Origin of the sequence: Flavobacterium notoginsengisoli, assembly GCF_042686225.1 — a bacterium.
GTDB classification, from domain to species: domain Bacteria; phylum Bacteroidota; class Bacteroidia; order Flavobacteriales; family Flavobacteriaceae; genus Flavobacterium; species Flavobacterium notoginsengisoli.
This window is the reverse complement of the sequence record NZ_JBHUOT010000003.1, coordinates 521,945-534,403: the sequence shown is the minus strand read 5'-3', so window position 1 is coordinate 534,403 and position 12,459 is coordinate 521,945. Positions and strand designations below refer to the sequence as shown.

Genomic DNA, 12,459 nt, shown 5'->3' with positions numbered 1-12,459 from the left:
GTAATCAAGTCTAATTAAAATTAAATTTATGAGAAAAATAGTTATCGCACTATCAGTATTAATGGCTCTAACATCATGTGTTTCTAAAAAGAAATATGCGGAATTAGAAGCTAAAAACAAAGAGACTCAAGATTTGTTAAACTCTTGTACTGTAAAATTAAATACGTGCTTAGAAGAAAAAGCTGGATTAGCTGCAACAGCTGACAGCTATAAACAACATAATCAAGATTTAATCAACAGCTCTAAAGATTTAACTATCTTAACAACTAAAGGTGCTGAAAATCTAGAAAAATCTCTTGAAAGCTTAAAAGAAAAAGATTTAAAAATCTCTAGACTTCAGGATGCTCTTACTAAAAAAGACAGTGTTACTTTAGCATTAGTTACAAGCTTAAAAGGAGCAGTTGGAATCAACGACCCAGACATCGAAATCAATGTTGAAAAAGGAGTTGTGTTTATTTCTATCGCTGATAAATTATTATTCAAAAGTGGAAGCTATGACGTAAGTGACAAAGCTAAAACTGTTTTAGCGAAAGTTGCTAAAGTTGTAAATGACAAACCTGATTTTGAGTGTATGGTTGAAGGACATACTGATGACGTTCCTTACAAAAGCAACGGAATTATCTTAGACAACTGGGATTTAAGTGTTAAACGTTCTACTTCTATTGTTCGTGTATTAACAAACGACCTTGGTGTAAACCCAGCTAAATTAATTGCTGCAGGTAGAAGTTCTTATGTGCCTTTAGTTGCGAACGATTCTGCTGAAAACAAAGCTCGTAACAGAAGAACTCGTATCGTAGTTATGCCAAAAATCGATCAATTCTATGATATGATTGAAAAAGAAATGAAAAAACAAGCTAAATAATCTTGTTTTAGATTTTATAAAAACAGAAAAAGCAGGTCAATTGACCTGCTTTTTTGTATTCTAAAAAGAATAAAGTATTTTAAATTAACTAACTAAATTTTAACTATAATAAAGTTAGTCATTATTTTTATAAGTTTACACAATTAAAGTATTTATTTACAAAATATCAATATCTCCTTTTCCTTCTCTTACAATAACCGGTTCGTGTTCAGAAAGATCTATAATTGTTGAACCGACATTATCCCCATAACCACCATCAATAACCAAATCAACAAGATTTTGCCATTTTTCAAAAATTAATTCAGGATCTGTTGTATATTCAATCACATCATCTTCATCACGAATAGAAGTTGAAACCACTGGATTTCCTAACTGACGAACAATTTCTAAAATGATATTATTATCAGGAACACGAATACCAACGGTAGTTTTCTTTTTAAATTCTTTAGGAAGATTATTATTTCCCGGTAAAATAAAAGTATAAGGACCTGGTAAAGCTCTCTTCAAAATTTTAAAAGTAGAAGTATCGATCTGACGAACATAATCTGATAAATTACTCAAATCATGACAAATAAAAGAGAAATTAGCTTTTTCCAATTTTACTCCTTTAATTCTTGCAATTTTTTCTAAAGCTCTTGAATTGGTAATATCACACCCCAAACCATAAACAGTGTCGGTTGGATAAATAACCAATCCACCATTCTGAAGCACTTTTACCACTTTTGCAATCGCAGCTTCACTTGGTTTGTCTGGGTATATTTTTATAAATTCGGCCATATCTTTTTTAGTTTATTTTGTTTCAGGTTTCAAGTTACCTAGAGAAACCTGAAACTTGGAACTTGAAACAATTTTTCTTTATCCTACAACATCTAATTTAGCAAATCTTAAAAGCAATTTCTTAATTCCTCCAACTTCAAATTTTATTTCTGCTTTTCTATCTGCACCAACACCTTCCATATTAACAACTTCACCTTTTCCAAAACGTTCATGCATTACAATATTTCCAATGGTCAATTTGCTGTCAAACAAGTTTGGTGCACTTACATTTGAATCAGTTCCTCCAACAGGTTTTAGTTTTCTGATATTAAGATCCGTTTTTGGGCTATTATCTGCAATATTTTTGGGAGGAGTTCCTGCAACCGGTTTACTTAATCTCAATTTAGATTTATCTACATCTCCAAAAATATCACCATCAATTGGCGACTTGTAACGGTAATTGGTTTCTGCAGGAGTCAGATATTCCAAATATTGATCTTCAATCTCCTCAATAAATCTTGAAGGTTCACTATCCGTAAGTTTTCCCCAACGGTAACGAGATTGCGCATAAGTTAAATAAGCCTGATGTTCTGCTCTTGTTAAAGCTACATAAAACAAACGACGCTCTTCTTCCAATTCACTTCTTGTACTCATACTCATGGCACTTGGAAATAAATCTTCTTCCATCCCAACTACAAAAACATGAGGAAACTCTAACCCTTTTGCCAGGTGAATCGTCATTAAAGCCACTCGATCATCATCATTCGTATCTTTATCTAAATCTGTTGCAAGAGCCACATCTTCCATAAATTCAGAAAGCGCTCCTCTTGCTCCGTCAATTTCTCTTTGCCCTTCCGTAAAATCTTTAATACCGTTCAAAAGCTCTTCGATATTCTGAATCTTTGCCATTCCTTCAGGAGTCGCATCTTTTTTTAATTCCTGAACCAAACCTGTTTTCTTGGCAACGTGATCTGTAATATAAAAAGCATCTTGATTTTGATCGATGACTTGAAAACTCTGAATCATCGTCACAAAATCTTTCAATTTGTTTTTTGTTCCAGCGTTTAATTTTAGGTCGATTTTATCAATATTAACCATTACTTCCCAAATCGAACGTTTGTAATGATTGGCTGCAATAGTTAATTTTTCTACAGTTGTATCTCCAATTCCACGTGCCGGATAATTAATCACACGAATTAAAGCTTCTTCATCTTTCGGATTAAGCACCAAACGCAAATAACACAAAACGTCTTTAATCTCCTTACGCTGATAGAATGATAATCCTCCATAAATTCTGTACGGAATATCACGTTTTCTTAAAGCATCCTCCATTGCACGTGACTGCGCATTGGTACGATACAAAATTGCAAAAGATCCATTATGAAGCTGATTCTGCATTTTTTGCTCAAAAATTGTACTCGCAACAAAACGACCTTCTTCGGCATCTGTCAAACTTCTGTGGACTTTAATTTTTGGTCCAAATTCGTTTGCTGTCCAAACTACTTTATCCAGTTTGGTTTTATTATGCTCCATAACAGTATTGGCCGCTTCCACAATATTTCGCGTTGAACGATAATTTTGCTCCAAACGGAACATTATTACACCTTCATAATCTTTCTGGAAATTCAAAATATTATTGATATTCGCTCCACGGAAAGCATAAATACTCTGCGCATCATCTCCAACCACACAAATATTCTGAAACCTGTCTGATAAGGCTCTAACAATCAAATACTGAGAGTGATTCGTATCCTGGTACTCATCAACCAGGATATAACGAAAACGATCCTGATATTTCGCTAAAACTTCCGGAAAGCGATTTAATAATTCATTCGTTTTTAACAACAAATCATCAAAATCCATTGCTCCGGCTTTGAAGCATCGCTCTACATACTGCTGGTAAATTTCTCCCAATCTTGGTCTTTTAGCCATTGCATCAGCTTCAACCAATTCCGGATTATTAAAGTAGGCTTTAACTGTAATCAGACTATTTTTATAATTAGATATACGACCCAGAATTTGTTTTGGTTTATAAATATCACGATCCAGCTGCATTTCTTTGATAATCGAAGAAATTAATCTCGCTGAATCCTGAGAATCATAAATAGTAAAATTGGAAGGATATCCTAAATGATCAGATTCTGCACGAAGAATACGTGCAAAAATCGAGTGAAAAGTCCCCATCCAAAGATTTTTCGCCTCACTCGCTCCAACAATATCCGAAATCCTGTGTTTCATCTCGCGGGCTGCTTTATTGGTAAAAGTCAGCGACAAAATATTGAAAGCATCAATTCCCTGAGCCATCAAATACGCGATCCTAATTGTTAAAACTCGGGTTTTACCTGAACCTGCACCAGCAATAATAATCATTGGCCCGTCTTTTTTTAAAACAGGCGCTCTCTGTGCTTCGTTCAGCTGGTCAATATATTTCTGCATGTAATTATCTCCTTTTATGCAAAATTAAGAATTAATACTCTAAATAACTACTAAGATTCTAAGGTTCTAAGGTTCTAAGACGCTAATTTTTTTCTTTTTTTGAAGACAAAAAACAGGCATTTTATTGAAAAACGGTTTTCAGGTCTATTAGGGTTTCTCCAAATAGTAATCAGAATATTAGAAAACCGTTTTTTATTATAGCTACAAAAAACATTTTTCTTTTTAAAATTATAACTATTAAAGCACAATTATTTAAAACAATAAAATACAGAAAATTCATAAGATTTATTGGAATAAAAAGTTACATTTGAATTACCAAAAACAAAATCTGTCTATGAGAAAAAACTACTTTTTTGTAATCTTTTTAATAAGTTTAAAATTACTGGCCCAAGAGCATGAACCAGATATCACATTTAACAATAAAGAAACCAGAGTTTTTCAACAGGATATTGGAATTAGCGGAGCAGCACTTCCAAATAAAAAATTGTTAACCGTATATAAAAATTCATCTAATTATAATGTTTTATTATTAAATGAAGACGGAAATGTTGACAAGAATTTTAATACAATAGATTCGTATTCAGTAAATAGTTTTGATCTCTATGCAAAATCCGACGGAAAATTTTTAACTCTGGATTCTTATAAAAAACTTAAAGCTTTTAATGCAGATGGAACTTTAAATTCGGATTTTAAAACTGTACAATTAACTACTACTTCACAGGATGCTATCGTTATTAAAGATATAATTTATCAGGACGATGGAAAAATCATTATTTCTGGTTTTTTTAATGGTCTTAATAGCAGTTATACAGGAAGTTTTGTGCGTTTAAATGCAGATGGAAGTATCGACACTACTTTTAAACCCGAATATACGTCTGTAAATGATGTAAAGTTACAAAGTGACGGAAAATATGTTGTTGCCATAAGATCTGCTTCCGGAGTTGCCAGATTACTAGCAAATGGAAAACTTGACACAACTTTTAAAGTGTATGTCACACGTGATCCTAAAATGAATTTTGTAACAAATGGATTCGAAACAGAAAACAACAGCATAATTTCTAACCTTGTGGTACAACCTGACGGCAAAATAATTGCTGTGGGATGTAATTTTAAAGAAGGTGGCCGAGCAATTTCATATAACATTGCAAGATTAAATAGTAATGGAAGCAGAGATACAGCATTTAAATTATTTGATAGTGCAACTCCAACTATCGAACAAGTTTATTTACAAAAAGACAGTAAGATTATCATTGAAATCAACCGAAACAGTTTTATTCGTCTTAACCCGGATGGAACAGAAGATATTTCTTTTAAATATTTGAACAAGGTTGGTCTAGTCAATTCTGGAGAGCTATTTTTACAGGGCGATAAAATGATTATTAGTTCTCATTATAAAGATGCTAAAGGTATCACAAGGAAAGGTATTCATAGAATAAATAACGACGGAAGCATCGATTTAACCTTTAATCCACATGCTGGTTTCAATTTACTATTTGATCAATGGGAATATTACAGACAATATGCTTTAGTTTCAAAAGTTTTATTAGATCAAAAAATACTTGTTGCAGGAGATTTTAGTACTTATAATGATACTCCTGTCAGAAATTTATGCCGTCTCGAACAAAATGGTCTCCTTGATACAAACTTTAAATTGGATCCGGCCGTTAATATATCAGGAACAAGTGACAATGGTTTCACCATATTACAGCAGAAAGATGGGAAAATTGTTATACTTCACGAAAAAAGCATATCAGTAAATGGTGTAAATAAAAGTATAATCAGATTAAACACAAACGGAAGTATTGATAATAGTTTTAATTGTACTGTTAATGAAGGCTACATTAAAGGTATTAAACTTATGAGTGATGGCAGATTTTTACTTATGGGTACTAGAGATATGTTTGTAAACAGCGGGAACTATAAAACATACAACTTAATTCGTTTAAATACTGATGGTTCTATAGACAATAACTTTAAAGTTGTTTTTAATCATCAACCTTACATGTTTCACAGTTTAGCAGATGATAATTTCATTATTACTTTCTTAAGGGACAACAGTTACTATCCATATGATATTGCTTTGAAAATAAACAAAGATGGTATTACCGATAAATCCTTTAAAGTTAATTATTTGGGCTACAACAAAGTAAAACCATTAAATAATGGTAAAATATTGATCTCTGATGGAGATGCATTAAGCCGAATAAATGCTGATGGCTCCACTGACCCTACTTTTACACCTTATAAATTCCGAACGAGTAAAGTAGATAATTATGATTTTTATGAAAATGGAACCATTAATCTTTTAGTTTCTTCTTATGAAACAAATACCACAAAAAGAATAATATTAAGTTCTGAGGGAACACTTTTAAACACAATAACTTACAATACAGCAGGTAGTTATGAGATTCAAAACTGCGAAGATGTCATCCTGTATGGTTACTTTACAAAGATTAAAGATGAAAATATTCATAGCATAACCCGCTATAAATATTCAAATTCAGAGAGCGTCGCAAATCCTTCAGGTGAAATTTATCAGGAATTTAATAATGGACAAACGCTGCAAGATCTTAAAATAGGCGGTGACAACATAAAATGGTATACAGCCCAGAGTAATTGCGGGATTAACGGTAAGCTAACTAATAAAGCAAATAGTGAAGAAGTTCTTCCGTTATCAACATTTCTTGTTAACGGTACTACTTATTACGCATCGCAGACTATCAACAATATAGAAAGTAGCTACAGACTCCCTGTAACTGTATATTCTGCTTCGTTGGGAGTAAAAGAAAATGAACTTCCTAACTTAGTGAGCTACCCAAATCCTGTTAGAGATTTCTACACTATTTCTAATAATGAAAATATTACTAAAATAGAGATTTACAATATTTTGGGACAAATTCAATATAGAAATACATACGATAAAAATAATGTTGAAATTGATTTTACAACGTTACAATCAGGTTTGTATTTTGCAAAAATTTATGTCGCCGAAAAAAGTGCGATTGTTAAGATAGTGAAGTATTGATCTTTTTTAATTAAAAAACTCAAAACTGCAAAGATTTATAAAAAAACTTTGCCGTTTTTTTTTTATTTTATTTTAAAAACACATCGTAAGCAAATCGAATTAAAGTCCCGATTACAACAACTAAGAAGAAAATTCGAATAAAACCATTTCCTTTATTAATAGCCAGTTTAGCGCCAAGCCATCCACCAATTCCATTGCTTATTGCCATTGGAATTGCAATAGCCCAAATGATTTTCCCTTTAATCATAAAAAGACAGATGGAACCAAAATTAGTAGCCAAATTGACCATTTTGGCATTTGCAGAAGCGTGTAGAAAATCAAAACCTAATAGCGCTATAAAAGCAACCACAAAAAAACTCCCAGTTCCCGGACCGATGAATCCATCATAAAAACCAACAATCATACTAATCACAACGGCATAAACTATTTGTGTAACTTCAGAATGATCTTTGGCCACATGTTGTCCGAAATTTTTCTTTGCATATGTATAAATAAACAATAATGACAAAACCACAAGCAAAAGCGGTTTCATGAAATCATTACTGACAAGCGTCAAAACTGTCGATCCTAAAAAAGCAGACGGAACCGCCAAACACATCATTATGATTAATAATTTCCATTGAATTACTACCTTCTTCAAATATTGAAAAGCAGCGAAAGCTGTTCCACTGAAAGCTGGAATTTTTAAAGTTCCTATAACTGTCGAAACTGGAAGATTAGGTAACAGAATTAATCCCATCGGTGTTTGAATCAATCCACCCCCACCAACAATGGCATCAATAAATCCTGCTGCAAAAGCAGCCAAACAAAGGAAAAGTATTATATATGAATCCATCAAAAAAAATTTCAAGTGCGTAAAAAACAAGTTGCAAAAGTACAGCTTCCGTTTTGTTTATTAGCATAAATTTAAAGTGGATTTCTAACCAAAAAGTATATTTTTGCTTAAAAATTATACCAATGGATTTTAATAAAATTATAGAACTTGCCAGTTATACTTTACCTGCATTAGTTACAGGAGTGGTAGCATATCGTTTTTTCGAACTGCATATTAAAAACAATGACAGAAAACGAGCTTTTCTTTTAAACAAACAAGCTCACAAAGAATCACTTCCGGTACGCCTTCAGGCTTACGAGCGTATGACTTTATTTTTGGAACGTATTAATTTGACTAAATTATTAATAAGAGTTTCACCTATTTCGCAAAATAAACACGATTACGAAAATTATGTAATTGAACAAATAGAACATGAATTTGAACATAATCTTACACAACAGATTTATATGTCAGATGATTGCTGGACTATCATTACAACAGCTAAAAATGCAACAATCCAAATGATCCGTAAAGCGGCCATGAGTGATAAAGTAGAAAATGCAGATAAATTACGCGAAGTAATTTTGAATGATTTATTAGAAAAGCAATCTCCAAGTAATGCTGCTTTAAGCTTTATCAAAAATGAAGTTGCAGAGCTTTGGTACTAAATTACAAGGCAGGATGTATTGAAATCAACTTTTAATAGATCCTGCCTAATTTTCACAACCACCATTCTGACTTTGGTTTTATCCACCAACCATTCTTTTGATATTTCTGAGAAACGCTTAACTCCCCACTTCCAATATCAAAATCGCAATTCACATTTGGAACTCTGTAATCTCCCCAATTGCATACTTTTTGTTTTCCCGAATTATTTGATTTCCAAACACCAATAAACGCGTTATTAAAATATTTATCTGAATTAATTTCGATATCATTATACTGTATCAGATTGTTCTTATCTAAGTACCAAATCGATTCTAACTTTCCTGAAAACTTACCTGAACCTTTTTGTTTTTCATCTTCAACAAACTCGTAAACAGCTGTTAACAATCCCTGCTTTTTTATTCCGGCGTCTTTATATTCATCATCAACACCGAAACTTAATTGTTTAAATTCGTTAATTCCTACAATTGTTATCTTTCCTTTAAAATGGCAAATATTAGATTTAACTTTCGATTTTCCGGAAACAAAATATTCATTTGTTTTCTCTTTACTTTTTTTTATTGAAGTAAACTTAATTAGTATTCTTTCATAATTGTCTCCAATAATTCCGTAAACTAAATTATTATCTGTTTTATTCCATACGTTTGAAAAATCGTATTTCAAGTACTTATTGATTTCATTCCTAGGATACAGTTCTTCTTTTGCCAGAATTTGAGTCCTACACAAATTTTGGCTCCATATACTGAAGTTTAAAAAGAAACAAATAATTAGCGTAGCTTTTCTCAAATCAATATCTTATTATCACTCATAACTTCCGATTTATTCTGAGCGTATTCATAACCTTGCTCCCACCATTCTTTCATAACATCTTTGTTAAAAATCAAAGCATTATCGGTTAATTTTATTGGAGTATAATATAAGTTAAGCTTCACATTTTTATTACTTGCCATAAGTTTTCCTATAGCAATGTCGTGTTTTTCAACCTGATCCAATGCAATTCGAAACAAGTCAATCATCAAAGAAAATGGATTTTTACCAATAACTGTTTTTGTTGTATTTACTTCTGTTTCCAAAACAATTACATCAATTTCTGTAGCGCCTCTGTTGATTGCTTCGCGTATAGGAACCAAACTGGAAAATCCACCATCGCCATACTCGCAATTGTTCTTTTCAACTAAACTCATGAATGGAACATAATTGCTCGAAATCCACGACCATTCGCAAAACTCTTCATAAGTACAATCTTTAACTGATTTATACTCTGATTCATTTTTGGTAAAATTGGTTACTGTCACAATTACATCTGTCTTCAACTTTTTCAGTTTGTTGAAATCAGAAAGTGAAAAGTTATTTTGAATATATTTTCTTAATCCTTTGCTTTCGCCAAAAGTTCGTTTTCCTTTAAAAAACTGGCGCAGAACATTAAAGTGATTAATTGTAACAATATCTACTCCATCTTTATTTTTTACTACAAACGGACAAATATTAAAGATACTTGCCATCGTAACATTGGTATAAACAGAATGTATTTTTTTAATATGACCAAGAGCTAAATGCGGAATTAATAAACTTCCTGTTGAAGTTCCTAAAAACAAATCGTATTCATGCTTTTTTTCTTCTATTAAATACTGGGCAACACCTCCGGCAAAAGCGCCTTTACTGCCACCACCTGAAATAACCAATGCTCTCATAAAAATATATTGTAGGTTTTATTTTGGATTTTATTCAAGAAAATAGATACTAGAACATAGAAAATAGACTTCTCAAATATCTATTTTCTTTACTCTATTTTCTATGCTCTACTCTTTCAACAAACGCTCTAATTGAAATTGTTCATCGGGGTTTAAATTAGGCAAAATTCTATTAAATGAAGCACGCATTTCAGGATTTTTTAATAAAAGTCGGATCGTGTCTCTTCCGAACTTCGAAAACTGCCACATATGATGCGTTGTTGCTCCGACTAAATTACTCAAAACCTGATCGTTAATTATTTTAAAAGCAATCAACTTTTCTAAAGCATTTTGTCTAGTTGTGGCTTCATATTTAGTAGATGAAAAAGCTATTAATTCATTGATTAAAGACTCAGGATCAGAAGTGTAATTTGTTGTTGATAATGCGAGTGAAAGCCACAATGTACGAAGATTATAATCGTTAAAACCAACCCATTTTTTTGATTTATCCAGATATTCTTTTCTATGATTGGGGAAATTTCTCCAAAGCCAATACAACGCTATTTCTTGTGTTTGATAGGATTTATCATCCAATAAAGTTTCATAATTTATTCTGAAGTCTTCCGGAATTTTAGTTAAAGTTTCTGCTACATTTTGTCGAACCTGAATACCGTTGGTTTCTAATGCTAAAAGTAGAAGTTCTTTCTTTGCTTCGTATTTTTCATTTTCTAATTGATCTACAACCGCTTCTTTTACTGAACGATAAACATTAGATTCTAAAGCGGTTTTTAGAATATCTGCTTTTTCATTTAAAGGCATTTTCTTCAATTTATCTATCTCAAGTCTTTTCTCGATTGTTTTATTCCTGCTCAGTAATGCATTTGCTGTTGGTGTATCAAAAGCTGTTGATTCAAGCCAAGTCTTTTGAAACTTCTCTAAATCAAAATCAGATATTTTTCTAATTTCATCGAAGAAATTCTGTGTATTTACCGTTTTATAGGCATACTTATTCAGATAAGTTTTTATTGCTTTCTTGAAAGCTTTATCTCCAATAGATTCATGCAGAACAAATAAAGCCCAAGCTCCTTTTTCATAAAATGTTAACGAACTTGCTTTTGCATTCAAAACTGGAATTGTATCAGTTCTGGAAGCAAATTTGATTTGCTGTGCTGTATCATATAATTTGGAATAAAAATAATCTTCTCCATAAATATCTTTTTCCGCCAATAAAGCAAAATAAGTTGCAAATCCTTCCTGAAGCCAGTGATGCGTACTACTTTCAGCTGTAATCAAATCGCCAAACCAATGATGTGCCAATTCGTGGGCATCAACATTAGTGTAATTACGATCACAGAAACCAATTGAATCTACAACATAACGCGTTGCAAAAAGTGTCGTCGTTGTATTTTCCATTCCGGCATATAAAAAGTCGCGAACAGGAATTTGTCTGTTAATCTGCCATGGATATTTAACTCCGATTTCTTTCTCCATAAAATCAAAAATACGCTTTGAATAACGGTAAGTCGGTTCAAAACGATTGGAGTCTTTCGGTTCGTAATAGTATTCTAACGGTATTTTACTTTTAGATTTGAATTCTTTTTTATCAAATTTCCCAATTGCAAGCATTAACAAATAAGAACTCATTGGTCTCTCCATTTTATATTGCCAATGAATTAAGTTGCCTTCTTCTTTTTTTTCTTTTAAAAGTCCATTAGATACAACCTGGTATTCTTTATCGAAGGAAATTCCTAAATTGAAAATAAGTTTCTCATTCACATCATCAAAACTCGGAAACCAATTGCTGGTATATCTTCCTTGTCCTTGTGTCCAGATCTGAACTTCATCATTTTCAATGTCAACAAAATATAAGGCTTGTTTAGGTTTTGTTTTATAATTGAAAGTTAACCGATTTTGTCCTTTCTCAAAATGAGAAATCAATTTTAATTGTTTATTATTATTTTGAATGATAACTTCTTTGTCGTTGATTTTTACATTAGAAAATTCCATGTTTTTAGCATCAAGCGAAATGGTATCACAATCCTTTAAAACCTCAAATTGAAAATCTACAGCACCAGAAATTGTTTTTTCTTTCGAATTCAAAGACAATTGCCCTGAAACCGATTTAAAATCAACGTTTTGTGCTTGCTGTGCAAAAATAAATCCGGTAAATAATAGGAAAATGTATTTCATGGAGATTAATTTGAAGGCCAAAATCCCAAAGTTACAAACC

9 protein-coding genes are annotated in these 12,459 nt (G+C 32.0%); 3 read left to right on the top strand and 6 right to left on the bottom strand.

Annotated features, from left to right (window positions below; genetic code table 11):
* Nucleotides 1–28: 28 nt before the first annotated feature.
* Nucleotides 29–862, top strand: coding sequence for an OmpA/MotB family protein (locus ACFS3A_RS10170; RefSeq protein WP_379825295.1), 834 nt, complete (start codon nt 29–31; stop codon nt 860–862).
* A 156-nt stretch (nt 863–1,018) separates the two neighbouring features.
* On the opposite strand, the gene ACFS3A_RS10165 is transcribed toward ACFS3A_RS10170, so the two are convergent.
* Entirely contained in the window at nt 1,019–1,639 is a 621-nt protein-coding gene (locus ACFS3A_RS10165; RefSeq protein WP_379825294.1) for an L-threonylcarbamoyladenylate synthase, read from the bottom strand.
* 78 nt (nt 1,640–1,717) lie between these two features.
* A complete protein-coding gene (locus ACFS3A_RS10160) occupies nt 1,718–4,054 on the bottom strand; it encodes an ATP-dependent helicase (protein ID WP_379825293.1) in 2,337 nt (778 codons plus the stop codon).
* A 334-nt stretch (nt 4,055–4,388) separates the two neighbouring features.
* Here ACFS3A_RS10160 and ACFS3A_RS10155 point away from each other — a divergent pair, with 334 nt between their 5' ends.
* Nucleotides 4,389–7,079: a T9SS type A sorting domain-containing protein gene (locus ACFS3A_RS10155; RefSeq protein ID WP_379825291.1), complete on the top strand. Its 2,691-nt coding sequence runs from the start codon at nt 4,389–4,391 to the stop codon at nt 7,077–7,079.
* Nucleotides 7,080–7,146: 67 nt separating this feature from the next.
* On the opposite strand, the gene ACFS3A_RS10150 is transcribed toward ACFS3A_RS10155, so the two are convergent.
* Nucleotides 7,147–7,914, bottom strand: a complete 768-nt coding sequence (locus tag ACFS3A_RS10150; RefSeq protein WP_379825289.1) for a sulfite exporter TauE/SafE family protein — start codon at nt 7,912–7,914, stop codon at nt 7,147–7,149.
* Nucleotides 7,915–8,036: 122 nt separating this feature from the next.
* On the opposite strand from ACFS3A_RS10150, the gene ACFS3A_RS10145 reads away from it, so the two are divergent.
* Entirely contained in the window at nt 8,037–8,561 is a 525-nt protein-coding gene (locus ACFS3A_RS10145; RefSeq protein ID WP_379825288.1) for a DUF7935 family protein, read from the top strand.
* A gap of 52 nt (nt 8,562–8,613) precedes the next feature.
* Here ACFS3A_RS10145 and ACFS3A_RS10140 read toward each other — a convergent pair whose 3' ends face one another.
* From ACFS3A_RS10140 to ACFS3A_RS10130, 3 genes are all read right to left on the bottom strand, one after another.
* On the bottom strand, nt 8,614–9,222 hold the full coding sequence (locus ACFS3A_RS10140; RefSeq protein WP_379825286.1) for a hypothetical protein: 609 nt from the start codon (nt 9,220–9,222) through the stop codon (nt 8,614–8,616).
* A 119-nt stretch (nt 9,223–9,341) separates the two neighbouring features.
* A complete protein-coding gene (locus tag ACFS3A_RS10135; RefSeq protein ID WP_379825285.1) occupies nt 9,342–10,250 on the bottom strand; it encodes a patatin-like phospholipase family protein in 909 nt (302 codons plus the stop codon).
* Between the two features lie 108 nt (nt 10,251–10,358).
* Entirely contained in the window at nt 10,359–12,419 is a 2,061-nt protein-coding gene (locus tag ACFS3A_RS10130) for a M1 family metallopeptidase (RefSeq protein ID WP_379825284.1), read from the bottom strand.
* Nucleotides 12,420–12,459: the final 40 nt, after the last annotated feature.

What these genes read in the sequence shown, in the direction of transcription:
- ACFS3A_RS10130 (WP_379825284.1), bottom strand. Translation starts at nt 12,419, where the DNA reads ATGAAATACATTTTCCTATTATTTACCGGATTTATTTTTGCACAGCAA.
- ACFS3A_RS10160 (WP_379825293.1), bottom strand. Translation starts at nt 4,054, where the DNA reads ATGCAGAAATATATTGACCAGCTGAACGAAGCACAGAGAGCGCCTGTT.
- ACFS3A_RS10135 (WP_379825285.1), bottom strand. Translation starts at nt 10,250, where the DNA reads ATGAGAGCATTGGTTATTTCAGGTGGTGGCAGTAAAGGCGCTTTTGCC.
- ACFS3A_RS10150 (WP_379825289.1), bottom strand. Translation starts at nt 7,914, where the DNA reads ATGGATTCATATATAATACTTTTCCTTTGTTTGGCTGCTTTTGCAGCA.
- ACFS3A_RS10145 (WP_379825288.1), top strand. Translation starts at nt 8,037, where the DNA reads ATGGATTTTAATAAAATTATAGAACTTGCCAGTTATACTTTACCTGCA.
- ACFS3A_RS10170 (WP_379825295.1), top strand. Translation starts at nt 29, where the DNA reads ATGAGAAAAATAGTTATCGCACTATCAGTATTAATGGCTCTAACATCA.
- ACFS3A_RS10165 (WP_379825294.1), bottom strand. Translation starts at nt 1,639, where the DNA reads ATGGCCGAATTTATAAAAATATACCCAGACAAACCAAGTGAAGCTGCG.
- ACFS3A_RS10155 (WP_379825291.1), top strand. Translation starts at nt 4,389, where the DNA reads ATGAGAAAAAACTACTTTTTTGTAATCTTTTTAATAAGTTTAAAATTA.